Genomic DNA, 21,527 nt, shown 5'->3' with positions numbered 1-21,527 from the left:
ACACAACGTCGAGCCCCGGACGGGTGATCGCGCCAAGAAGGCGGAGTTTCCGCCGCCCCGCACCACTACACTTCTGAACCACATCCACGCGTCAGGCCCACAGCGTCGTGCGTCTTCCACGCGGCCCGGGGGGTACCTGATGGATTTCCTCGGCGTCGCGACGCCCAGCACCACCGCTCGCTGCGTTACCGAAAGGACCTAGTGGCTCCGCCACGAGGACCTTCCGGCGCCTGGCGATCGGCACCACTGGACGCCGCTCCTTCTCCCGAGGAAATCCACCAGGCACCCCCCACCACCTCCACCGCTGCGGCCGTCGGGACGGCCGTCCGCAAAGGATCCAGTGAGGACTCACGTGAGCACTGCCAAGCCTGTCGTACTCATCGCTGAAGAGCTGTCGCCCGCGACCGTCGACGCCCTGGGGCCGGACTTCGAAATCCGGCACTGCAACGGAGCCGACCGCGCCGCACTCCTGCCCGCCATCGCCGACGTGGACGCGATCCTCGTCCGCTCCGCGACCAAGGTGGACGCGGAGGCGATCGCCGCCGCGAAGAAGCTCCGGGTCGTCGCCCGCGCCGGTGTCGGCCTCGACAACGTCGACGTCTCCGCCGCCACCAAGTCCGGCGTGATGGTCGTCAACGCGCCGACCTCCAACATCGTCACCGCCGCCGAGCTCGCCTGCGGTCTCATCCTCGCCACGGCCCGCAACATCCCGCAGGCCAACTCCGCGCTCAAGAACGGCGAGTGGAAGCGCTCGAAGTACAGCGGCGTCGAGCTGGCCGAGAAGACCCTCGGCGTCGTCGGCCTCGGCCGCATCGGCGCGCTGGTCGCCCAGCGGATGTCCGCGTTCGGCATGAAGGTCGTCGCCTACGACCCGTACGTGCAGCCCGCGCGCGCCGCCCAGATGGGTGTCAAGGTCCTCACCCTGGACGAGCTGCTCGAAGTCTCCGACTTCATCACCGTGCACCTCCCCAAGACCCCCGAGACGCTCGGTCTGATCGGCGACGACGCCCTGCACAAGGTCAAGCCGGCGGTACGGATCGTGAACGCGGCCCGAGGCGGCATCGTCGACGAGGCCGCGCTGTACTCGGCGCTCAAGGAGGGCCGCGTGGCCGGCGCCGGCCTCGACGTGTACGCGAAGGAGCCCTGCACGGACTCCCCGCTCTTCGAGCTCGACCAGGTCGTCTGCACCCCGCACCTCGGTGCGTCGACCGACGAGGCCCAGGAGAAGGCCGGCGTCTCCGTCGCCAAGTCCGTCCGCCTCGCGCTCGCCGGCGAGCTGGTCCCGGACGCGGTCAACGTCCAGGGCGGCGTCATCGCCGAGGACGTGCGCCCGGGCCTGCCGCTCGCCGAGAAGCTCGGCCGGATCTTCACCGCGCTGGCGGGCGAGGTCGCGGCCCGCCTCGACGTCGAGGTGTACGGCGAGATCACCCAGCACGACGTGAAGGTGCTCGAACTCTCCGCGCTCAAGGGCGTGTTCGAGGACGTCGTCGAGGAGACGGTGTCCTACGTCAACGCGCCGCTCTTCGCACAGGAGCGTGGTGTCGAGGTCCGCCTCACCACCAGCAGCGAGTCCACCGAGCACCGCAACGTGGTGACGGTACGCGGCACCCTCACCGGTGGCGAGGAGGTCTCGGTCTCCGGCACGCTGGCCGGTCCGAAGAACCTCAAGAAGATCGTCGCCATCGGCGAGTACGACGTGGACCTGGCGCTCGCCGACCACATGGTCGTCCTGCGCTACCAGGACCGTCCGGGCGTCGTCGGCACCGTCGGCCGCGTCCTCGGCGAGGCCGGGCTGAACATCGCGGGCATGCAGGTCGCCCGCGCCGACGTGGGCGGCGAGGCCCTCGCGGTCCTGACCGTCGACGACACCGTCCCGCAGAACGTGCTGGGCGAGCTGGCCGAGGAGATCGGCGCGACGTCCGCGCGTTCGGTCAACCTGGCCGACTAGTACGGCAGTTGCCCCACCCGTAGAAGTCTCCGTACCGCTGCCCCGTACCCCTGCTTTAGACGTGCGTCTTACACAAGCGTCTAGAACGGGGGTACGCTGCGTTCATGGGACATCGTGAGGATCTGCTCGAAGGCGCCAAGCAGTGCCTGCTGGACAAGGGGTACGCCCGGACCACCGCCCGCGACATCGTCGCCGCGTCCGGCACCAACCTCGCCTCCATCGGCTACCACTACGGTTCCAAGGAGGCCCTGCTCAACCAGGCCTTCCTGGCCCTGACCGAGGAGTGGGGCAATGCGGTCGGCCCGGCGGGGCAGGAGGGCGCGGCGCCGCTGCCCGCCGATCCGTACGAGCGCTTCGAGGCCGTCTGGGGCAAGGTCATCGACTCCTTCGAGATCAGCCGCAAGGTGTGGAAGCTCCAGCTGGAGGTCGTCACGCGCCTGGAGTACGACGAGGCGCTGCGCGAGGCCATCAAGGGGCCGCAGGAGGAGGGCCGTACGGGGATGGCGGAGGCCTTCCTCGGCATGGACCCCGAGGCCGATCCGGAGAAGGCGCGGGTCGCGGGCCTCCTCACGCAGGCGCTGATGGCGGGCGTGATGATGCAGTGGATGACCGATCCCCAGACCGCTCCGTCCGCGAAGGACCTGACGGCGGGGCTGCGGGCGTTCATGGAACAGGGCCCTACGGCCTGAGGAGGCTGGACCTCCCCGCTCGTACCCGCTGAATCCCACGCCACGCGCGCCCCATTGACGACACGTCAGGTGTTGAATACGGTGCGCGCGTGTTCGTGTCTGGTGGTTTCGTGTCGAATCTGCGAGGTGGCATGGTGCGTACGAGCGCGGAGGGGTCGAGAAGCGGCCGGAAATTACTGAGCACGGTGGTGGCCCTCGCCGCAGCCGTCGGACTGAGCATGACGGCGAGCGGCAGTGCTGCCGGACTCCAGGGCGACGTGGGGAAGTTTCCCGCCGACGTCCACGCCTACCTCGAAGATCCGGGGGCGACGGGGGAGGGGCAGGAGCCCCCGCACGCCCGCCTCCGCCAGGACGACGCCCGCAAGTGGGAGCGCAGCCTCGACGGACAGTGGCGGTTCAAGATCGCGGAACGTCCCGACAAGGCGCCCGCGGGGTTCTGGCGCGAGGGATACGACACCTCGGGCTGGCAGCAGGTCAAGGTGCCGCACACCTGGCAGACCGACGACCTCGACCATCCGGTCTTCCGTAACGTCCAGACCGAGATGGTCCCCGACGCCCCGCCGAAGGTGCCGCGCGAGACCAACCCGACAGGTGCGTACGTCCGCGACATCGACGTGCCCGCGGAGTGGGACGGCCGGCGGCAGGTGCTCCGCTTCGACGGTGTGACGTCCGGGTGGTTCCTGTGGGTCAACGGGAAGTACGCCGGATACGACCAAGGGGGTTACGTACCCGCCGAGTTCGACGTCACCGCCCACCTGAAGCCGGGCAGCAACCGCATCGCCGTCCAGGCCCACCGCTGGTCCGCAGGCTCCTACCTGGAGGACTACGACCAGTGGCGGTACGCCGGAATCTTCCGCTCCGTCACCCTCTACTCCACGCCGCGCACCCGCATGGAGGATGCGCAGATCACCACCGACCTGGACGCGGAGTACCGGGACGCCACGCTGCGCGCACAGGTCGACGTACGGGGCGGGGGCAGCGGGCTCACCGTCTCCGGCACCCTCAGCGACCCGCGCGGACGAGAGGTGCAGCGGCTCTCCGCACCCGTGAACGCCGGCACGGCCGACCTCACGGGGCAGGTGAGGAACCCCGCCAAGTGGTCCGACGAGACGCCGCGGCTGTACGTCCTCGCGCTCGCGCTGCGCGACGCCGAGGGCCGCGTCGTCCAGTCCGTACGGCAGAACGTCGGCTTCCGTGAGATCGAGGTCAAGGACAAGCAGCTCAAGCTCAACGGCAAACGCATTCTGATCCGCGGCGTCAACCGCGCCGAGACCGACTCCGACACCGGCCGGCACGCGACGAAGCAGCGCATGGAGCAGGACGTCGCGCTGATGAAGCGCCTCAACGTCAACGCGGTCCGCACCTCCCACTACCCGTCCGACCCGTACCTCTACGAGCTCGCCGACCGGGAGGGAATCCTGATCGACGACGAGATGGAGGTCGAGACGCACAGCCACGAGAGCTGCCCGACCGACTGCCTCGCCGACAGGCCTCAGTGGCAGAAGGCGTTCCTGGAGCGTCACCAGGGCATGGTCGAGCGCGACAAGAACCACCCCAGCGTCATCATGTGGGACACCGGAAACGAGGCGGGCCTCGGCAAGGCGCACTACGCCATGGCCGACTGGACCCGCAGGGCGGACCCGACCCGGCCGCTCTACCACCAGTCCAACTCGCCCGACGGGGACGCCCCGTTCGCGGACGTCTCCGGACCCCGCTATCCGACGCCGGCCGGTTTGCGCGAGAAGGCGCAGACCTTCACCAAGCCGATCGTCATGGGCGAGTACGCCCACGCCATGGGCAACAGCCTCGGAAACTTCCGCGAGTTCTGGGACGTCGTCCGCCAGTACCCCCGTGCCCAGGGCGGATTCATCTGGGACTGGGCGGAGCAGAACATCCGCCGCCCCCTGATCACCACCCCCGACTCCTCCCGCAACCGCATCGCCGCCCACCTCTCCGGCAGACCGAAGGTGGTCCCCGGCCACCGGGGAGGACAGGCCCTCGAACTCTCCGGCCTGGACGACTTCGTCGAGACCTACCGCGACAAGTCCCTCGACCTGACCGGCTCCGCCGTCACCCTCGACGCCCGCATCAAGCCCCTCGACCCGTGGACCGGCGACTTCACCGTCCTCAGCAAGGGTGAGCAGTACGTGCTGCGGATGAAGGACGCGCACACCCTCGAATTCACCCTCACCGGGGGAGGGAAACCCCGCACTGTCACCGCTGCCGTCCCCGCGACGGGCTGGTCGGGCGCCTGGCACCGGGTCACCGGTGTGTACGACGGCACGGCGCTGCGCCTGTACGCGGACGGCAAGCAGCTCGCCGAGGCCCCGTACACCGGGCGCATCGATTACACCGGCTTCGACCTGGGCGTCGGCCGCAACAGCGACACCATGGAGGACGGCTACCCGGGCCACACTGCCCGCGGCGCCGTCGACCAGGTCCGCGTCTACGGCGCCGCGCTCGGCGCCGCCCAGCTGGCCGCCGACCGGGACCCCGCCCAGGACGCCCTGCTCGCGCTCGACTTCGACCGCTTCGAGAAGAAGGGCAGCTACCTCTCCTACGGTCTGTACGAGTCGGGCGTCGACGGCCTGATCACCGCCGACCGCAAGGCGGAGCCGGAGACGGCGCAGCTGGCCTGGGTGCAGGCCCCGATCCGCATCACCGACGGGGGAGCACGGGAAGGGAAGGTGAGAGTCCGCAACGAGCGTGCCTTCACAGGGACTTCGGACCTGAAGCTCCGCTGGCAGGTCACCGAGGGCAAGAAGGCCGTCGCCTCCGGCGCCCGCGCACTGGACGTGGCCCCGGGTGCGACGTCCGAGATCCAACTCCCCGCCCTGCCCACCAACCCCGGCGGCTACGAGCGCCATCTCACCGTACGGGCGGTCACCGCCCGCGCCACGGACTGGGCGAAGGCCGGGCACACCGTCTCCTTCGGACAGTTCGCGGTCGGCGGCGACAAGGTGCCGGGGCTCCCCGCGACCCTGCCCGTCTCCGGTGCGGCGAAGGTCTCCGAGCAGGGCGGGACGGTCCGGGTCACCGGCAAGTCCTTCTCGTACACCTTCGACAAGAAGGCCAAAACCCTCACGTCGATGAAGTCGGGGGACCGTGAACTCCTCACCTCCGGACCCGAGTTGGACGTCTGGCGCAACCCGATCAGCAACGAGCGCTCCGACTGGGGCACCGCCGAGTCCAAGAAGTGGCGGGCACTGGGGCTGGACCGGCTCCGCACCACCGTGGACTCCACGGACACGGTGACCGCCCCCGACGGCACGGTCACCGTCACCGTCCGCTCCACGGCCGCCGCCCCCGACGTCACCGGCGCGTCCTTCGGGCAGACGATGACCTACCGGATCGACGGGTCCGGAGCGGTCCGCATCCAGCACCGGGTGGAGCCGCGCGGCGCGTTCCGCAAGCTGTCGTACCTCCCGCGCGTGGGGCTCCGGCTGAAGGTTCCGGAACGGTACGACACCTTCCAGTGGTACGGGCGCGGTCCCGTCGAGAACTTCAACGACCGCAAGGACGGCACTCCCATGGGTATCTGGTCGACCTCCGTCGAGGACCAGTACGTCAACTACGTACGCCCCCAGGAGCACGGCAACCACGACGACGTCCGCTGGGCGGCGCTCTCCGACGGTCGCAGCGGCGGGATCCTCGTCTCCGGCGACCTGGAGGCCTCCGCCACCGCGTACGACGACCTGGAGCGGGCCGCGTACCCGCACCAGGTCCGCCGCAACGACGGCTGGAACACCCTGCACGCCGACCACGCGGTCACGGGAGTGGGGGACACGCCGAACCCGGTCCGCCCCGAGTACCGGGTCAGGGCCGACCAGTCGTACGACTACACCCTCACGCTGCGCCCGCTGACCCCGAAGGAAGCGGAGTCGACGCGGGACTGAAGCCGGGCGTCACAGCCGCGCCGCCTTCAGCGACATGTGCAGCAGCAGCCGGTCCTCGCCCTCGTGCAGGTCGAGGCCGGTGAGCTGCTCCACCCGGGACAGCCGGTAGTAGAGGGTCTGCCGGTGGATGTTGAGCGCCGTCGCCGTACGGCCCGCCTGGCCCGCGCAGTCGAGGAACACCTCGGCGGTGCGGGCCAGTTCGGCGTGTGCGGGGGTGAGCAGGGGGCTCACGGCGGGGTCGACCGGATGGCCGGGGCCGCTGTCGGGGAGGGCGGCGAGCAGCCGGTACGGGCCGATGGCCGACCACTCCGCGACCGGCCCGAGGTGCGGGCGGGCCAGCGCGGCCCGCGCGGCGGCGGAGGCCTCGCGCCAGGCGGCGGGCAGGTCGGCGAGGCTGCGGACGGCGGTGCCGATGCCGACGACGGGGGACCCGCCCGACACACCTGTCGCACCTGTCGCGCTCGGCGCACCCGAAGCTCCCGTCGCACCCGCCGTCCCCGAAGCTCCCGGCGCCCCCGAGGTCAGCGTCTTCGCCGCCGACTGCGCCGGCCCCAGGTCCGCACCCGCCCCCAGCCTGACCAGCACCGCCAGTCGAGGCCCGGAGGCCCCCGGCACCGGTACGAGGGTCAGCGCCGACGCCCCCGGCACCGTACGCAGGCCGGGCAGCGGTGCGGCCCACGGTGCGGCGCACACCAGGGCGTAGGGCCCGCCCGCCCCCAGCGGCGCCGCCAGCGCGGTGAGCGCGGCCTCCCGGCGGTCCTCGGATTCGGAGGTGAGCAGGGTGAACAGATGCGGTCCGAGATCGGCGCGGGCCCGCGCCTCGTCGGCGAGCTGCGCGCCGATCCGGTCGCACACCGTCATCGCCGCGTCCAGTTCGGAGTCCGCCAGCTCGGTGTAGGGGAGCGTCGGCGCAGGGGCGTCCCCGGCCAGCAGCCACACGTACCCGAACACCGTCCCCCGGTGCCGCACCGGAAGACACAGCCGTCCGCGCAGCACCCCGGCCCCCGGATCCGCCGGAATGCGTACCGGCCCGGTCGCCGTCGCGATGCCGAAGCGCTCGAACCAGGCCTTGACCTCCGCCGTCGAGCGCCGGGTGAGGATCGACCGGGTGCGGACCGGGTCCATGGCGCCCGCGTCCTCGCTGTCGTGCGCACCGAAGGCGATCAGCCGGAAATCCCGGTCCTCAAGGGTTGCCGGAGCGCCGAGCAGCGCGGAGATTTCGTCGACCAGATCCTGGTAATCGGCATTCACCTCCCCATTCTCGCACCGCCGGAGCCCGTCTTCAGACATATGTATGAGACGGCGGGTCCGGATGCGTGACAGCTGTCGATAGTCCACGCTCGGCGCGATACCTAGATTTCACCGTGGTTATCCGTGCCGTCCCAGTTCTGTCACAAAACAGCTGGTCATGGCCGTTTCGAGTCTTTAGTTCAGTGGAGGTGCCCCGTGCTGGGTCCCGTGATCCTCGCCGCATCGCGCAGCGACCAGATGCGCCGTTTCGTCTCGGCCGCTCCGGGCACCAAACAGGTCGTGAGCCGGTTCATCGCCGGTGAGTCGGTCGACCAGGTGGTACCGATCGTCGTGGACGCCGCCGCCAAGGGCCTGGAAGTCACGCTCGACGTCGTCGGTGAGGACATCACCACCGCCGAGCAGTCGTACGCCGCCCGTGACGCGTACCTCGACCTGATCGCGCACCTCAAGGACCTGGGCCTGGGCACCAGGGCCGAGATGTCCGTGAAGCTCTCGATGTTCGGCCAGGCGCTGGAGGGCGGCCACGAGCTCGCCCTCGCCAACGTGCGCCCCGTCGTCGAGGCCGCCGCCGCCATCGGCACCACGGTCACCCTGGACGCCGAGGACCACACCACCCTCGACTCGATGTTCGCCATCCACGAGGAGCTGCGGAAGGACTTCCCGCAGACCGGCTGCGTCATCCAGGCGTACCTCTTCCGCACCGAGGACGACGCCCACCGCCTGGCCGCCGCCGGCAGCCGCGTGCGCATCGTGAAGGGCGCCTACAAGGAGCCCGCCTCCGTCGCGTTCCAGGACAAGGGCGAGATCGACAAGGCGTACGTCCGGATCACGAAGATCCTGATGGAGGGCGACGGCTACCCGATGATCGGGTCCCACGACCCGCGTCTCATCGCCATCGCGCAGGAGCTCGGCCGCCGCGCGGGGCGCAAGCTGGACGAGTACGAGTTCCAGATGCTGTACGGCATCCGCAGCGAGGAGCACGTCCGGCTCGCCGCGGAGGGCCACCGGATGCGCGTCTACACGGCGTACGGCACCGACTGGTACGGCTACTTCATGCGCCGACTCGCCGAGAAGCCCGCGAACCTGCTCTTCTTCGGCCGCTCGATCATCACCAAGAACTGACGCACCCCCGCGCCACCTCGCGACACCCCGCAACCAACTGACGCAAGGAGCTATGGAACACATGGACGCAGTGACCCAGGTCCCCGCCCCGGTCAACGAGCCGGTGCACTCCTACGCCCCCGGTTCGCCGGAGCGTGCCCGCCTCGAAGGCAAGCTCAAGGAGCTCGCCGAGAACCCCATCGACCTCCCGATGACCATCAACGGTGAGAAGCGGATGGGCGGGGGCGAGCGCTTCGACGTCGTACAGCCGCACAACCACAAGTCCGTCATCGGCACGTACGCCAACGCGACGACCCAGGACGCCCAGGACGCGATCGACGCCGCCCTGGCCGCCGCCCCGGCGTGGCGCGCGATGGCCTTCGACGACCGCGCCGCGATCATCCTGCGCGCCGCCGAGCTGCTGAGCGGCCCGTGGCGCGAGACGCTGGCAGCGTCCACGATGCTCGGCCAGTCGAAGACCGCCCAGCAGGCCGAGATCGACACCCCGTGCGAGCTCATCGACTTCTGGCGCTTCAACGTCAAGTACGCCCGCGACATCCTCTCCGAGCAGCCCCCGGCGAACTCGGCCGGTGTCTGGAACCGCATGGACCACCGCCCGCTGGAGGGCTTCGTCTACGCGATCACCCCCTTCAACTTCACCGCCATCGCGGGCAACCTCCCCACCGCCCCCGCCCTCATGGGCAACGTGGTCGTGTGGAAGCCGTCCCCGACGCAGACCCACGCCGCCGTGCTGCTCATGCAGCTCCTGGAAGAGGCGGGCCTGCCCAAGGGCGTCATCAACCTGGTCACCGGTGACGGCATCGCGGTCTCCGAGATCGCGCTGAACCACCGCGACCTGGCCGGCATCCACTTCACCGGCTCCACCCCGACCTTCCAGCACCTGTGGAAGACGGTCGGCGAGAACATCGCCAAGTACCGCACATACCCGCGCCTCGTCGGCGAGACCGGCGGCAAGGACTTCGTCGTCGCGCACCCGAGCGCCGACCGCGCCATCCTCAAGACGGCGCTGACCCGTGGTTCCTTCGAGTTCCAGGGCCAGAAATGCTCCGCGTCCTCGCGCGCCTACGTCCCGGCCTCCATCTGGAACGACGGCTTCAAGGAAGAGTTCGCGGCCGAGGTCGACGGCATCACCATGGGTGACGTCACCAACCTCGACAACTTCATGGGCGCCGTCATCGACGCCCGCTCGTTCGCCAAGAACAAGGCCGCGATCGACCGCGCCGCCGCCGACGCCTCCTGCACGATCATCGCGGGCGGCACGTACGACGACTCCGAGGGCTACTTCGTCCGCCCGACGGTCATCGCCTGCACGGACCCGGCCAACGAGGTCTTCACGACCGAGTACTTCGGCCCGATCCTCGCCGTCCACGTCTACGACGACAGTCAGGACGGGGCCTACGACGCGATGCTGGAGCAGATGGAGTCGGTCTCCGACTACGCCCTGACCGGCGCCGTCATCTCCAACGACCGCGCTGCGGCGGCCCACACGATGGAGAAGCTCCGCTACGCCGCGGGCAACTTCTACATCAACGACAAGTCGACGGGCGCCGTCGTCGGCCAGCAGCCGTTCGGCGGAGGCCGCGCCTCCGGTACGAACGACAAGGCCGGCGCCCCCCAGAACCTCCAGCGCTGGACCCTGACCCGGGCCATCAAGGAGACCCTGGTCCCGCCGACCGACTACCGCTACCCGCACCAGGGCTGAGCCCCTGCCGCACCGGTAGCTCCCGCTGCTCCGGCAGCCCCCTGAACCCCGCCCTCGTCCGACCCCACATCGGACGGGGGCGGTGTTGTGTCCGGGACGGGGGATCCCTCTGCCGGCCGAGGAGCGTGGGTGATCTGATGGCGGGATGCGGCCTGAGCACTGTGTCACTCGCAACCACATCGGCGTGTGGAACGAACGAGTACTGCCGGCGGAAGCGGTCCCGGTTCCGTTCAGCACGGTTCTCCGCGCCTCGCTCGTGCCGATTGCCGTGTGGCTGGGCATCGCCGGCTTCGTGTGGTGCGTCTACGCGCCGATGGTGACGGCGGTACTCGGCGCACTGTTCCTCGCCTCCTTCCTTGCCGGGGTCGTCCTTCGGCACCGGAAGGGGCACTCCGTCAGGTGCAGCGTCTGGAGCGCGTTCGGCGGCCTGTTCGACAAGGCAATGCTGGGGTTCTGAATTCGATCCCGAACAGGTCGCCGCCGGGACGAGCCTGTCGGAGCTACCTGCGGGTTCGAGTGGGCGGACCGGGTTCGGTGACCCCCAGCAACTCACAGCCCCGGCCTACCCCCTCCCGAAAGATGTCTCACTTACACGTGCAAGTGAGACATCTTTCGCACGCACCCCCTCCGGCCCCGCGCTACAGCTTCCGCCACCGGGCCATCGCGAACGAGAAGACGCCGAACAGCATCAGGCCCACGGCCAGTGCCACCAGGAGCCACGGGCCCACCGGGGTCTCGCTGAAGGAGCGGATGGTGTCGTCCATGCCCTTGGCCTTGTCCGGGTCGTACGTCGCCGCCGCTGCCACCGCGAAGCCGCCCGCCACCGCGAACACCAGGCCGCGCGACACACCGCCGCCTACACCGGTGACATCCACCAACTGCCGTACCCGGCGCGACATTTCAGCCATCTTCAGGTGCTTGTGGTACTTGCGCATCGCCGCCCGAACGCCGATCCAGACGCCCGCGCCCACGATGACGAGTCCGCCCGCGCCGACCAGCCACTCACCGGCGGGAAGCTCCATCGCCTTCGCCGTGACGTCCTGCGACTGCTGGTCGCTGGAGCCGCCGCCGCTGCCCTTGTCGCCGGCCGCGAAGGCCAGCACCGAGTACGAGACGAAGCCGTAGAAGATGAAGCGCGCGGCGGAGAGGAGGCGCTTCTTGGGTTTGTGGCCGTCGGGCCCCGCCGCCCCGAAGAGGGCCTCCGACAGCCGCCACAGCGCCATGCCGACCAGCGCGATCCCCGTCGCCCACAGCAGGAACCCGCCGAAGGGCTTCTCCGCCATCTCGGCCAGTGCTCCGCCCCGGTCGGCGGACTTTCCCCCGCCGCCCAGCGCGATCTGCAGCGCCAGCAGGCCGACCAGGACGTAGATGATTCCGCGCGCGGTGAATCCCGCGCGGGCGGCGTACTTCATGGTGTCGCTGTGGGCCGCCTGCCGTGCCGTACCGGTCGCACTCGTGGCGTTCATACGGGTTCGCCTCCAGCTTCCGCTCGTCGGCAGGCGTGTGCCCCGGGTGGGGGTGCGGAAACGAGCGGGTGTACGGGACGTGTGCTCGGGGCCGGGCTGCGTGCGGTCTTGTGGGTTCGTGATGGGCATGTCAAATTCAACGCTGGTGTCCCCACGGCACCAAGGCACGCGTACCTCCCTCGGTCAGCCAGCCCAGAAGGAGATCCCCCATGCGCATCAGACGCACCGCCACCCTGTCCACTCTGCTCCTCCTCACCTCCCTCGGCCTCGGCGCCACCCCCGCCGGGGCCGAACCCACGCCCGCCGCAGCCCCGTCGCTCCACGCCCAGGACTCCGCGGCGCGCGCCGAGTTGGGCGCCGAAAGCGCCGGTACGTACGTGGATGCCAGGACGGGTGGTCTGGTCGTCACCGTCACGACCGAGCGGGCCGCCGCCAAGGTCCGGGCCTCCGGTGCCACCCCCAAGGTGGTGACGCGCAGCGCCGCGCAACTGGCAGGCGCCATGAAGCAGTTGGAGGCGAAGGCGAAGATCGTCGGGACCTCCTGGGGTCTGGACCCCCGCACCAACCAGATAGCCGTCGAGGCCGACCGTTCCGTCTCCGCCCGCGATCTGGCCCGGCTGCGCAAGGTCGCCGACTCCCTCGGCGGTGCGGTGCGGATCGCCCGCGTCCCCGGCGTGTTCAAGAAGGAGATCATCGGCGGCGACGCCATCTACGGCGGCGGGTACCGCTGCTCCTCGGCCTTCAACGTCAAGAAGGGCACGGCGACGTACTTCGTCACCGCCGGACACTGCACCAACTCGGCGAGCTCCTGGTCCGCGACCTCCGGCGGGTCGGCAGTCGGCGTACGCGAGGGCACCAGCTTCCCCACCAACGACTACGGCCTCGTCCGCTTCACCGACGGTTCCAGCCCCGGCGGCACCGTGAACCTGTACAACGGCTCCGCCCAGGAAATCTCCTCCGCCGCCGACGCCGTCGTGGGGCAGTCCCTCAAGAAGAGCGGCTCCACCACCAAGGTCACCAGCGGCACCGTCACCGCGGTCAACGTCACCGTCAACTACGGGGAAGGGCCGGTCTACGGCATGGTCCGCACGACCGCCTGCTCGGCCGGCGGCGACAGCGGCGGCGCCCACTTCGCGGGCACGGTCGCCCTGGGGATCCACTCGGGCAGCTCGGGCTGCACCGGGACGTCGGGGTCCGCCATTCACCAGCCGGTGAAGGAGGCGCTGTCGGCGTACGGGGTGACCATCTACTGATACGGACCGCAGGCGCGCAGGTGGGGGTGGTCCCACGCCCCCACCCGTGCGAGGGTGCAGACGTGTTCGAGTTCCTTCCGGACCGGGGAATGGTCCTTCCGCACCGTGCTGGAACCCTCGCCTACGGCATGTCCGAGCGTGCCGCCCAGTGGGCCGTCGCGACCCTGTGCGATGTGCGCGAGTCGTGGGTGTGCGGGCTGGAGTGGTCGTTCTCGGCCACGTATCAGGGGCTGGATCTCCTGGTGGGCGGGGAGCACGCCGACGGCCTGAACACCCTGTATCTCGAACGGGCAGGCGGCCCGCCCCTCGGGCCCGCCGCCGTGCCCGTCGTCCTCGACGGGATCGACGTGTGCGGACATCCGCAGGACGAGGTGGAGGAAACGCCGGCAGGGAGCTCCCCGCACCCCGGACTCAAGCTGTGGCGCAGCCACCTCCCCGATGCGTACCTGTACGGCGTCCAGCTCAGCTCCAGCCGAGCACGATGAGCGTCAGCCCCGCCGCGAATCCGCCGCCCAGCAGCACCAGATACCCCGGGTAGAGCCTGCGCCAGCGCCGCATCAGCAGCCCGAACGCCGCAAAGCCCAGGCCCACGGCGAGCGTGCGGGAGCCGCGTGCCTTCGCGGAGGCGAGCAGCCAGTCGGCGGTGGGGAGGTCGGCGCGGCCGGCCTCCGCCGCGTACACCTTGAAGGGAATGCCGTTCCAGGGCTGGTGCCGGACGGCTGCCGCACCCTCGGCGACGAGCTGGGTGCGTACCTCCGCGCGCATCCGGTCCGTGGTGAGTGGAGCGGGCAACTGCACGCCGGACGAAGCGAGTTGAAGGGCGAGGAGGCTGCCGGCCAGGCTGCCCGCGAGGGCGGTGGCGGAGAGTTTCAGGGCGGCGCGCGGCGCGGCCACGCAGGCCACCGCGAGGAGGAGCTCCGGCATCAGCGGCCAGCTCAGCGCCTCCGCGCCCGCCCACAGGAAGGCGATCGGCAGCCCCCAGCGGGAGGCCGCGACCGCCGCGACACGACGCCGTACGACCGAGTCGCGGAGCGATTCCGCGTTCGTACGGTGGTGGAGCGCGGCCACCGCGGCGCGGGCCTCCTCCGGGGTGACGGTCGGCGGCAGCGGGTCGCCGATCCGGATGCGTACGAGGGCGGAGCGCAGGCGGCCGTGCTTGGGCAGGAGACGATTGGTGCCCGCGATGCCGACGGGGACCACGGGGACCCCGGCCCGTTCGGCGAGGAGCAGGGCGCCGCGGTGGAAGGAGCCGACCTCACCGCCGCCCCGGGTGCCCTCGGGGAAGAGGACGACGGCGCGGCCCGCGCGGAGTTCGTCACTCATGGACAGCAGGTCGTCGAGGCCACCGCCCTTGCGGCGCACCGGGAAACCGGCTGCGAGACGACGGCAGACGCGGCTGCGCCACGGGGAGGCGAACCAGTAGTCGGCGGCGGCGCCGATCGCCGGGGTGTGCCGGGCGTCGAGCGCGGCGAGCAGCGCGGCGGTGTCGGCGTGCGAGGAGTGGTTGGCGACGACCACGCAGCCGCCGCGGGGGAGGTGCCCGCGGCGTTCGACGCCACCGGTGAGGGTGAGGAGGCTCCACCAGAGGGCGCGGCGGAGGAGGGCGGGGGTGCGGTGCGGGGCCGGGGTCCGTGCAGGTGCGGTTGTCGTACTCACAGGGTCACCACCATCGCGAGCAGGAGGGCGAGCAGGAGGGAGTCGATGCGGTCGAGCAGGCCGCCGAAGCCGGGCAGCCAGCTGCCCGCGTCCTTCACGCCCGACTCGCGCTTGACCATGGATTCGAGGAGGTCGCCGAGGAGACAGCCGAGGAGGACGGCGGCCCAGAGGACGGGGGTGAAGGCTCCGGCTGCGGCCAGGGCGGCGGCAGTTGCGACCGCGCAGCCTGCCACGCCCGCCCAGGTCTTGCGGGGGGAGAGCGGGGAGAGCGGGCGGGCGAGGGGGCCGTGCTTGCCCAGTGCGGTGCCGCCGCACCAGGCGCCGACGTCGCCGAGGGCGACGGCGAGACCGACGGCCATGGCGGTCTCGGGGCCGAGGAGGACCAGGCCGGTCAGGGCGGTGGGGATCCAGAGCATTCCGAAGGCGTTCCGGGCGGTGCGGGTGAAGCCGTGCTCCGCGTCGCCGCTGAGGAGGGCGGGGAGGGCGGCTGCTACCAGCAGGAGGGCTACGGCCCGCAGGTCGAGCACCTCAGGTGCGAGCCACGCCAGGGCGGGGAGGGTGAGGGCGGCCGTGGCCAGAACGAGGAGGTCGCCACCGGGGGCAGCACGGCTCGCGCCGGTGGGGGCCGGCGTTGCGGACTGCGCCCGGTGCACGGACTGTGCCCGGTGCACGGACTGCGTCCGCGCGTCCTCAAGCGCCGGGCGGGCTGAAAGTGTGCACATCCGGGCGTATTCGGCCACCGCCACCACCCCCAAGCCCGCCGCCAAGGCGAACGCGCCCGGTGTGCCCAGCCACAGTGCTCCCAGGTAGACGGGTGCTGCCAGGGCCCAGGTGCGCCACCGCTTGCGGAGTTCCGGGCGCATCGTGACCCGGGCCGGGACCATCGCCACCGCGAGGCCGCTCACCGCCAGTACGCCGGCCACGACCGCCGGTACCCGGGCGCTCACAGCGACCGCCACAGGCGTGCGCACCGTACGACTGCTGTCAGTGCCGAGCCCGCCGCGAGCACGGCCAGGACGGGTACCGCCCAGCCGGGTACGGCCACCGCGACGACCACCAGCAGGCAGCGTTCCGTCTTGCCGACCGGACCGCCGTTGAGACGTTCGGCGCCCGCCGCGGCGCCCGCCAGGGAGATCCAGGAAGGGAGTGTCGCGGCAAGTCCTGCGACGGCCACCAGCCACAGGGGGGCGAGCGTCAGGAATCCGGCCAGGACGATCAAGTCGGCTGCCCGGTCGCCCAGTTCGTTGAGGAGCGCGCCCCGTCGTGTCGTACGTCCGGTGTCGCGGGCCAGCGCCCCGTCCAGGTTGGCGCACGCGAGCCGGGCGGCGAGAAGCACGGCCACCGGCAGCGCCGCGTACGGCGCGGGCACCCAGGCCACGGCCGCCGCCGCGCCCGCCGCGCACACCACCCCGGCGGCGGTCAGCGCGTCCGGCGACACCCGGCGGCGGACGAGCGAGGCGCGGACCCCGGACAGCCGGGCCGCGTACCAGGGCTTCAGGGCGTACAGCCCGGCGCCGGGTGACTGAGGAGACGTCTTCGTGGACATGGCCCCAACTCTGCTGCGGCGCCCGGAAGTACGACACGGCACGCGTACTCAAAGCATGCCTGAGTACCTGTCACGGCCGGGGCCTGGGAGAGTGCTGTGCATGACTGAGTACGGGACGACGACGTACGGGACGACGACGCTGCGCACCGTCCACACCGCCCACCTCACCCCCGCCGAACTCGTCGAGATCCGCGCCCTCCTCGACGCGGCGTTCGACGACGACTTCGCGGACGAGGACTGGGAACACGGCCTCGGCGGCATGCACGCGCTGATCAGCGAGGACGGCGAGATCGTCGCCCACGGCAGCCTCGTCCAGCGCCGGGTGCTGCACCGTGAACACTCGCTGCGGATCGGCTACGTCGAGGCGGTCGCGGTCCGCGCCGACCGTCGGAGGCAGGGCCTGGGCGGCCGGATCATGGAGGCCCTGGAGGAGATCGTCGACGGGGCGTACGTCTTCGGGGCGCTGTCCGCATCGGACGCGGGGGCGGCGCTCTACGCGGGGCGGGGGTGGCAGGTGTGGCCCGGCGAGCTGGCGGCGCTCGGGCCTGACGGTGTCGTACGGCTGCCGGAGGAGGAGGGGACGACGTACGTACGGCCCGCTGCGGGGCGGTCGCTGCCGGATGCGGGGGCGGGGCTCTTCTTCGACTGGCGGGACGGGGACGTGCTGTGACGCTCCGCAGGAAGCGGGAGTTCGCGTGTGCGGGTTCGCATGCGGGTTGAGTGTGGCTGGGCGCGCCCACGCGGCGGAGCCGCAAATCCAGTTCAGCCCCGCGCCCCTGAAGATCGTTCCCTGGCGCCCGCGTGCCTGCGAGGGCCGTGGGTCACTCCTCGATGTTCTGGGCGACGTCGCGTTTGACGCCGCGCCACGCGGAGACTCCGCCGACCAGACCCGCACCCGCCATGACCGCCAGCACCCAGGGATGCTCCGCCACGAACTTCCCGTAGCCGCACACGAAGAGCACCGCGAGCGCCAGCACGGACAGTCCGAGCGCCAGCAGCATCCGGCTCAGCCGCTTGCCGAGGAGGACCCGCTCGCCGGGGACCGGTGCGAGTGCGGCCGGTTCCGCCGCCGGGCCGGCGCTCGCCGCCTTCGGGCGTTTGAAGTACATGTAGAACGCCCAGTGCCCGCACGGCTCCCACGCGTCGGGGGCCAGCTCGGCGGTCCTGGCCGCCCGTTCCTTCGCGTTGTTCGCCATCTCGCGCCGGTACTCCCAGCGCAGCGCGGCCGACGGGTCGCGGCGGCAGACGTACCGGCCGATGCGGTCCACGCGCTCGACCTCCCAGCCCTGGTCGCCGTACTGGTTGAGCAGCCTGCGGTCGTTGTAGACGTCGGTGGTCCACTTCCAGGTCTCGGCCCCGCCGGACGGTTCCTCGACGGGCGCGCTCCCGGTCAGCCGCGCCGCGAACTCCTCCGGTGCGCCGAACTCCTCCGCCGGGTCGGACGTCTCCCCGTCGGCAACGTACGCGGTGAGGTCCGCGACGGTCGCCGTGACCTCGTCCTCGGGCACGCCGCCCGCGCGGAGGGCGGCCCCGAGCCGGTCGAAGTAGGTGTCGTTGGCAGTCATCATGATTCCCCCGTGGTGGGCGATGCGGTGAGCGTGTTCCGCACCGAGGTGTGGAACTCCAGCCAGGCGCCCGTCTGTTGGGCCAGTGCGGTCCGCCCCTCGCCGGTGAGCCGGTAGTAGCGGCGGCCGGGCCCGCGCTCGGTGGCGCGGAACTCCCCGACGACGTACCCGGCCTCTTCGAGCCGGTTCAGGACCGGGTAGAGCGTGCCGCCCTTGATGTCCCCGAGCCCCGCCCCGGCCAACGCCTTGGAGATCTCGTACCCGTAACTCTCGCCCTCCGTGAGGCAGGAGAGGACGAGGAGGTCGAGAACTCCCTTGAGCCAACTGGATCTGCGATCGGGCTTGCGGTCTGCGGCCATGCCGGTATTCCACCACCAGCTAGATAGGAATGCAACATAGTGGGTGGCGGTATCTAGATGGCGGTCTCGTGTCAGGTGGCACAAGGGGCCGGCCTTGATCGCGTCTCAGATAGTAGGAAGTCCGAGTAATGGTGGAGACAGCTGCCCGGACCTGTCCTAGCTTTGTAGGAGCCGAACGTCTCGCTCCATCAGCGAATGGCGGTCGCGGGCCGGTGCCCCGAAGCAGGCAACCCCTGCCGCACCCGCTCCCCGCCTCTTTCCGGCGCCTCACAGATGCAGCAATTCCCCCTGTACCTCCATGCCTCTGAAGGAGTCGATTTCCATGTCCGAGACGACGATGACGATGCACACCGCGATGCACCCGACGACCGCCCGCCGGGTCCGCCACTCCTCCCGTTCCGTCGAGGCCGCCGACCGCAAGCAGGCCGCGGCTGCCCTCCAGCGCGCCCTGGACCGCCGCGACAACGGCGGCGAGAGCGGCCACTGAGACGCGCGGGAGGACATGTCGCGTCCAGATGGCGGACGCGGCGTGTCATCCCCTGGGACGCGGAGTAGGGTCCCGGACATGTCTCGCAGCATCAATCTCGCAGTGATCCCCGGTGACGGCATCGGCCAGGAAGTCGTCACCCAGGGCCTCAAGGTCCTGAGCTCCGTCCTTCCGCAGGACGTGAAGCTGGAGACCAAGGAGTACGACCTCGGAGCCCGGCGCTGGCACCGCACCGGGGAGACCCTCCCGGACGCGGAGATGGACGCGCTGGGGCAGCACGACGCGATCCTGCTCGGCGCGATCGGTGACCCGTCCGTACCCTCCGGAGTGCTGGAGCGCGGTCTGCTCCTGAAGCTGCGCTTCGCCTTCGACCACTTCATCAACCTCCGCCCGTCGAAGCTGTTCCCGAACACCTCGACGCCGCTGGCCGGTCACCCCGACATCGACTTCGTCGTCGTACGGGAAGGCACCGAGGGCCCGTACACCGGCAACGGCGGCAGCCTGCGCACCGGTACGCCCGCCGAGGTGGCCACCGAGGTCAGCCTCAACACGGCGTACGGCGTGGAGCGCGTGGTCCGTGACGCCTTCGAGCGCGCGGCGGCCCGCCCCCGCAAGAAGCTGACCCTCGTCCACAAGAACAACGTGCTCGTCTACGCCGGCCACCTGTGGAAGAACACCTTCGACCGCATCGCCGCCGAGTACCCCTCCGTGACCACGGACTACCTGCACGTCGACGCCGCGACGATCTTCTTCGTCACCCAGCCGGAGCGCTTCGACGTCATCGTCACCGACAACCTCTTCGGCGACATCCTCACGGACCTGGCCGCCGCCGTCTCCGGCGGAATCGGCCTGGCCGCCTCCGGCAACATCAACCCGACGGGCGCGTTCCCGTCGATGTTCGAGCCGGTGCACGGCTCGGCGCCCGACATCGCGGGCCAGGGCAAGGCCGACCCGACGGCGACGATCCTCTCCGTCGCGCTCCTGCTGCGTCACCTCGGTTTCGAGCCCGAGGCCGTCCGCATCGAGGACGCGGTCTCCGCCGACCTCGCGGAGCGCAGCGCGTCCACCGTCCGCACGACGGACGAGATCGGCGACGCGCTCGCACTGCGAGTAGCGGGCTGACCCGCCGACTCTCCTGACACGACAGCCGCCGGGTCCCCCCCACCCGGCGGCTGTCGCTTTTCCGGCCCCGGGTGCGACCATCAGCCCCTGGGCCGCACATCGCGCCAAACGCGCCATTTCATCCCTGCACTCCCGCGAGCGATAATCGAACTCAGGGTCGCGGTATGAGAGGAAGCTCGGACGTCCTACCTCGGTGGGGGCGTGAGCGCGGCCCTTCCCAGACGACCGGTGAAGGAACGCACTCATGACGACGCTCACGACGATCGAGCTCAAGCCCTCATCCACCCCGCTGGCCTCGGCGGAGCGCGAGGCGATCCTCGCCAGCCCCGGGTTCGGCCGCTACTTCACCGACCACATGGTGACGATCCGCTGGACGGAAGGGCGCGGCTGGCACGACGCCCAGCTCGTGCCGTACGCCCCGCTCTCCATCGACCCGGCGAACATGACCCTGCACTACGCGCAGGAGATCTTCGAGGGCCTCAAGGCGTACCGCCGCCCCGACGGGTCGGTCGCCACCTTCCGTCCGGAGGCCAACGCCAAGCGCTTCCAGTCCTCCGCGCACCGCCTCGCGATGCCGGAACTGCCCGTCGACACCTTCATCGCGGCGTGCGACGCCCTCGTCAAGCAGGACGAGGCCTGGGTCCCGGCACACGGCGGAGAGGAGTCCCTCTACCTTCGCCCCTTCATGATCGCCAACGAGGTCGGCCTCGGCGTCAAGCCGGCCAACGAGTACCTCTTCATCGTGATCGCCTCGCCCGCCGGGGCGTACTTCCCGGGCGGCGTGAAGCCGGTCTCGGTCTGGCTCTCGGAGAACTACGTCCGCGCCGTGCCCGGCGGCATGGGCTACGCCAAGACCGGCGGCAACTACGCGGCCTCCCTGCTCGCCCAGGCCGAGGCGGCCGAGAAGGGCTGCGACCAGGTCGTCTGGCTGGACGCGCTCGACCACAAGTGGGTCGAGGAGATGGGCGGCATGAACCTGTACTTCGTGTACGGGGACAAGATCGTCACGCCGGAGCTGACCGGATCGCTGCTGGCGGGCGTGACGCGTGACACGCTCCTGAAGCTGGCCGGTGACCTGGGCTACTCCTCCGAGGAGGGCCGCATCTCCACCGAGCAGTGGCGCGCGGACGCCGAGTCGGGAGCGCTCACGGAGGTCTTCGCCTGCGGCACGGCGGCGGTCATCACGCCGGTCGGCCACGTGAAGTCCGCCTCCGCGGAGTGGACGACGGCGGACGGCGAGCCGGGCCGCGTGACGATGGCGCTGCGGAAGGCGCTGCTGGAGATCCAGACGGGGAAGGCGGGGGATGTGCACGGGTGGATGCACGAGCTGGCCTAACCCCTCCAGCCTGTCCGGCACCTTCAGCCCGTCGGGCACCCTTTCAGCCCGTCCGGCGTTTGAGGACGCGCGGCGCAGCCGTGCACCGGGCGCAGCCCGGGACCCCGGCCCCCACCGGCGCGAGCCGTG

Annotated in this window: 19 protein-coding genes; 12 read left to right on the top strand and 7 right to left on the bottom strand. The window is 70.8% G+C overall.

Features of this window, described 5'->3' with window-relative positions; translation table 11 throughout:
* Positions 1-352: 352 nt before the first annotated feature.
* The 3 genes from serA to ACWGIG_RS21770 all read left to right on the top strand — a co-directional run bounded on the left by serA (position 353) and on the right by ACWGIG_RS21770 (position 6,533).
* Entirely contained in the window at positions 353-1,948 is a 1,596-nt protein-coding gene (serA, locus tag ACWGIG_RS21780; protein ID WP_453323294.1) for a phosphoglycerate dehydrogenase, read from the top strand.
* 104 nt (positions 1,949-2,052) lie between these two features.
* Positions 2,053-2,637 (top strand): TetR/AcrR family transcriptional regulator, encoded by a 585-nt coding sequence (locus ACWGIG_RS21775; protein WP_453323293.1) that lies wholly within the window; start codon positions 2,053-2,055, stop codon positions 2,635-2,637.
* 110 nt (positions 2,638-2,747) lie between these two features.
* Positions 2,748-6,533 carry a glycoside hydrolase family 2 TIM barrel-domain containing protein gene (locus tag ACWGIG_RS21770; RefSeq protein ID WP_453323292.1) on the top strand — a complete coding sequence of 1,262 codons (3,786 nt, stop codon included), beginning with the start codon at positions 2,748-2,750 and terminating at the stop codon, positions 6,531-6,533.
* A 9-nt stretch (positions 6,534-6,542) separates the two neighbouring features.
* Here the strand turns inward: ACWGIG_RS21770 and ACWGIG_RS21765 are convergent, their stop codons facing one another.
* Positions 6,543-7,784 carry a PucR family transcriptional regulator gene (locus ACWGIG_RS21765; protein WP_453323291.1) on the bottom strand — a complete coding sequence of 414 codons (1,242 nt, stop codon included), beginning with the start codon at positions 7,782-7,784 and terminating at the stop codon, positions 6,543-6,545.
* A 195-nt stretch (positions 7,785-7,979) separates the two neighbouring features.
* Between ACWGIG_RS21765 and ACWGIG_RS21760 the strand changes: the two genes are divergently transcribed.
* The 3 genes from ACWGIG_RS21760 (at position 7,980) to ACWGIG_RS21750 (ending at position 11,065) form a co-directional block, all read left to right on the top strand.
* Positions 7,980-8,906 carry a proline dehydrogenase family protein gene (locus ACWGIG_RS21760; RefSeq protein WP_453323290.1) on the top strand — a complete coding sequence of 309 codons (927 nt, stop codon included), beginning with the start codon at positions 7,980-7,982 and terminating at the stop codon, positions 8,904-8,906.
* A 61-nt stretch (positions 8,907-8,967) separates the two neighbouring features.
* Positions 8,968-10,608 (top strand): L-glutamate gamma-semialdehyde dehydrogenase, encoded by a 1,641-nt coding sequence (gene pruA, locus ACWGIG_RS21755; protein WP_453323289.1) that lies wholly within the window; start codon positions 8,968-8,970, stop codon positions 10,606-10,608.
* Positions 10,609-10,792: 184 nt separating this feature from the next.
* Complete coding sequence (locus tag ACWGIG_RS21750; RefSeq protein WP_453323288.1) at positions 10,793-11,065, top strand: hypothetical protein; 273 nt, start codon at positions 10,793-10,795, stop codon at positions 11,063-11,065.
* A gap of 181 nt (positions 11,066-11,246) precedes the next feature.
* Here ACWGIG_RS21750 and ACWGIG_RS21745 read toward each other — a convergent pair whose 3' ends face one another.
* Positions 11,247-12,074: a DUF1206 domain-containing protein gene (locus ACWGIG_RS21745; RefSeq protein WP_453323287.1), complete on the bottom strand. Its 828-nt coding sequence runs from the start codon at positions 12,072-12,074 to the stop codon at positions 11,247-11,249.
* Between the two features lie 209 nt (positions 12,075-12,283).
* Between ACWGIG_RS21745 and ACWGIG_RS21740 the strand changes: the two genes are divergently transcribed.
* The gene (locus ACWGIG_RS21740; protein WP_453323286.1) at positions 12,284-13,327 is read left to right on the top strand and encodes a S1 family peptidase; all 1,044 of its coding nucleotides are present in this window, start codon (positions 12,284-12,286) and stop codon (positions 13,325-13,327) included.
* Between the two features lie 62 nt (positions 13,328-13,389).
* On the top strand, positions 13,390-13,812 hold the full coding sequence (locus ACWGIG_RS21735) for a hypothetical protein (RefSeq protein ID WP_453323285.1): 423 nt from the start codon (positions 13,390-13,392) through the stop codon (positions 13,810-13,812).
* Here ACWGIG_RS21735 and ACWGIG_RS21730 read toward each other — a convergent pair.
* The 3 genes from ACWGIG_RS21730 to ACWGIG_RS21720 are packed head-to-tail and all read right to left on the bottom strand — an operon-like array spanning position 13,790 to position 16,529.
* Entirely contained in the window at positions 13,790-14,983 is a 1,194-nt protein-coding gene (locus ACWGIG_RS21730; RefSeq protein WP_453323284.1) for a lysophospholipid acyltransferase family protein, read from the bottom strand. The genes ACWGIG_RS21735 and ACWGIG_RS21730 overlap by 23 nt on opposite strands.
* Positions 14,980-15,867 carry a phosphatidate cytidylyltransferase gene (locus ACWGIG_RS21725; protein ID WP_453323295.1) on the bottom strand — a complete coding sequence of 296 codons (888 nt, stop codon included), beginning with the start codon at positions 15,865-15,867 and terminating at the stop codon, positions 14,980-14,982. The genes ACWGIG_RS21730 and ACWGIG_RS21725 overlap by 4 nt, the downstream gene beginning before the upstream one ends.
* 59 nt (positions 15,868-15,926) lie before the next feature.
* The gene (locus ACWGIG_RS21720; protein ID WP_453323283.1) at positions 15,927-16,529 is read right to left on the bottom strand and encodes a CDP-alcohol phosphatidyltransferase family protein; all 603 of its coding nucleotides are present in this window, start codon (positions 16,527-16,529) and stop codon (positions 15,927-15,929) included.
* Between the two features lie 100 nt (positions 16,530-16,629).
* Between ACWGIG_RS21720 and ACWGIG_RS21715 the strand changes: the two genes are divergently transcribed.
* Positions 16,630-17,199 (top strand): GNAT family N-acetyltransferase, encoded by a 570-nt coding sequence (locus ACWGIG_RS21715; protein WP_453323282.1) that lies wholly within the window; start codon positions 16,630-16,632, stop codon positions 17,197-17,199.
* A 151-nt stretch (positions 17,200-17,350) separates the two neighbouring features.
* Here the strand turns inward: ACWGIG_RS21715 and ACWGIG_RS21710 are convergent, their stop codons facing one another.
* Both ACWGIG_RS21710 and ACWGIG_RS21705 read right to left on the bottom strand, forming a co-directional pair.
* Positions 17,351-18,094, bottom strand: coding sequence for a hypothetical protein (locus ACWGIG_RS21710; protein ID WP_453323281.1), 744 nt, complete (start codon positions 18,092-18,094; stop codon positions 17,351-17,353).
* Positions 18,094-18,453 carry a PadR family transcriptional regulator gene (locus ACWGIG_RS21705; RefSeq protein ID WP_453323280.1) on the bottom strand — a complete coding sequence of 120 codons (360 nt, stop codon included), beginning with the start codon at positions 18,451-18,453 and terminating at the stop codon, positions 18,094-18,096. Before ACWGIG_RS21705 ends, ACWGIG_RS21710 begins: the two co-directional genes overlap by 1 nt.
* A 322-nt stretch (positions 18,454-18,775) precedes the next feature.
* Here ACWGIG_RS21705 and ACWGIG_RS21700 point away from each other — a divergent pair, with 322 nt between their 5' ends.
* From ACWGIG_RS21700 to ACWGIG_RS21690, 3 genes are all read left to right on the top strand, one after another.
* Entirely contained in the window at positions 18,776-18,940 is a 165-nt protein-coding gene (locus ACWGIG_RS21700; RefSeq protein WP_453323296.1) for a hypothetical protein, read from the top strand.
* A 78-nt stretch (positions 18,941-19,018) separates the two neighbouring features.
* Positions 19,019-20,062: a 3-isopropylmalate dehydrogenase gene (locus ACWGIG_RS21695; protein WP_453323279.1), complete on the top strand. Its 1,044-nt coding sequence runs from the start codon at positions 19,019-19,021 to the stop codon at positions 20,060-20,062.
* 244 nt (positions 20,063-20,306) lie between these two features.
* Entirely contained in the window at positions 20,307-21,398 is a 1,092-nt protein-coding gene (locus ACWGIG_RS21690; RefSeq protein WP_453323278.1) for a branched-chain amino acid aminotransferase, read from the top strand.
* The last annotated feature ends 129 nt before the right edge of the window (positions 21,399-21,527 follow it).

It is taken from the genome of Streptomyces sp. NPDC054863 (genome assembly GCF_053610825.1).
The sequence above is the reverse complement of the archived record's forward strand: the minus strand, read 5'-3'. Positions and strand labels throughout refer to the sequence as shown.

Bases quoted from the DNA above. Each gene is read 5' to 3' on its own strand.
- ACWGIG_RS21710 (WP_453323281.1), bottom strand. From the start codon at position 18,094: ATGACTGCCAACGACACCTACTTCGACCGGCTCGGGGCCGCCCTCCGC.
- ACWGIG_RS21740 (WP_453323286.1), top strand. From the start codon at position 12,284: ATGCGCATCAGACGCACCGCCACCCTGTCCACTCTGCTCCTCCTCACC.
- ACWGIG_RS21705 (WP_453323280.1), bottom strand. From the start codon at position 18,453: ATGGCCGCAGACCGCAAGCCCGATCGCAGATCCAGTTGGCTCAAGGGA.
- ACWGIG_RS21690 (WP_453323278.1), top strand. From the start codon at position 20,307: ATGACGACGCTCACGACGATCGAGCTCAAGCCCTCATCCACCCCGCTG.
- ACWGIG_RS21775 (WP_453323293.1), top strand. From the start codon at position 2,053: ATGGGACATCGTGAGGATCTGCTCGAAGGCGCCAAGCAGTGCCTGCTG.
- ACWGIG_RS21720 (WP_453323283.1), bottom strand. From the start codon at position 16,529: ATGTCCACGAAGACGTCTCCTCAGTCACCCGGCGCCGGGCTGTACGCC.
- ACWGIG_RS21745 (WP_453323287.1), bottom strand. From the start codon at position 12,074: ATGAACGCCACGAGTGCGACCGGTACGGCACGGCAGGCGGCCCACAGC.
- ACWGIG_RS21725 (WP_453323295.1), bottom strand. From the start codon at position 15,867: ATGGTCCCGGCCCGGGTCACGATGCGCCCGGAACTCCGCAAGCGGTGG.
- pruA (WP_453323289.1), top strand. From the start codon at position 8,968: ATGGACGCAGTGACCCAGGTCCCCGCCCCGGTCAACGAGCCGGTGCAC.
- ACWGIG_RS21695 (WP_453323279.1), top strand. From the start codon at position 19,019: ATGTCTCGCAGCATCAATCTCGCAGTGATCCCCGGTGACGGCATCGGC.
- ACWGIG_RS21700 (WP_453323296.1), top strand. From the start codon at position 18,776: ATGTCCGAGACGACGATGACGATGCACACCGCGATGCACCCGACGACC.
- ACWGIG_RS21715 (WP_453323282.1), top strand. From the start codon at position 16,630: ATGACTGAGTACGGGACGACGACGTACGGGACGACGACGCTGCGCACC.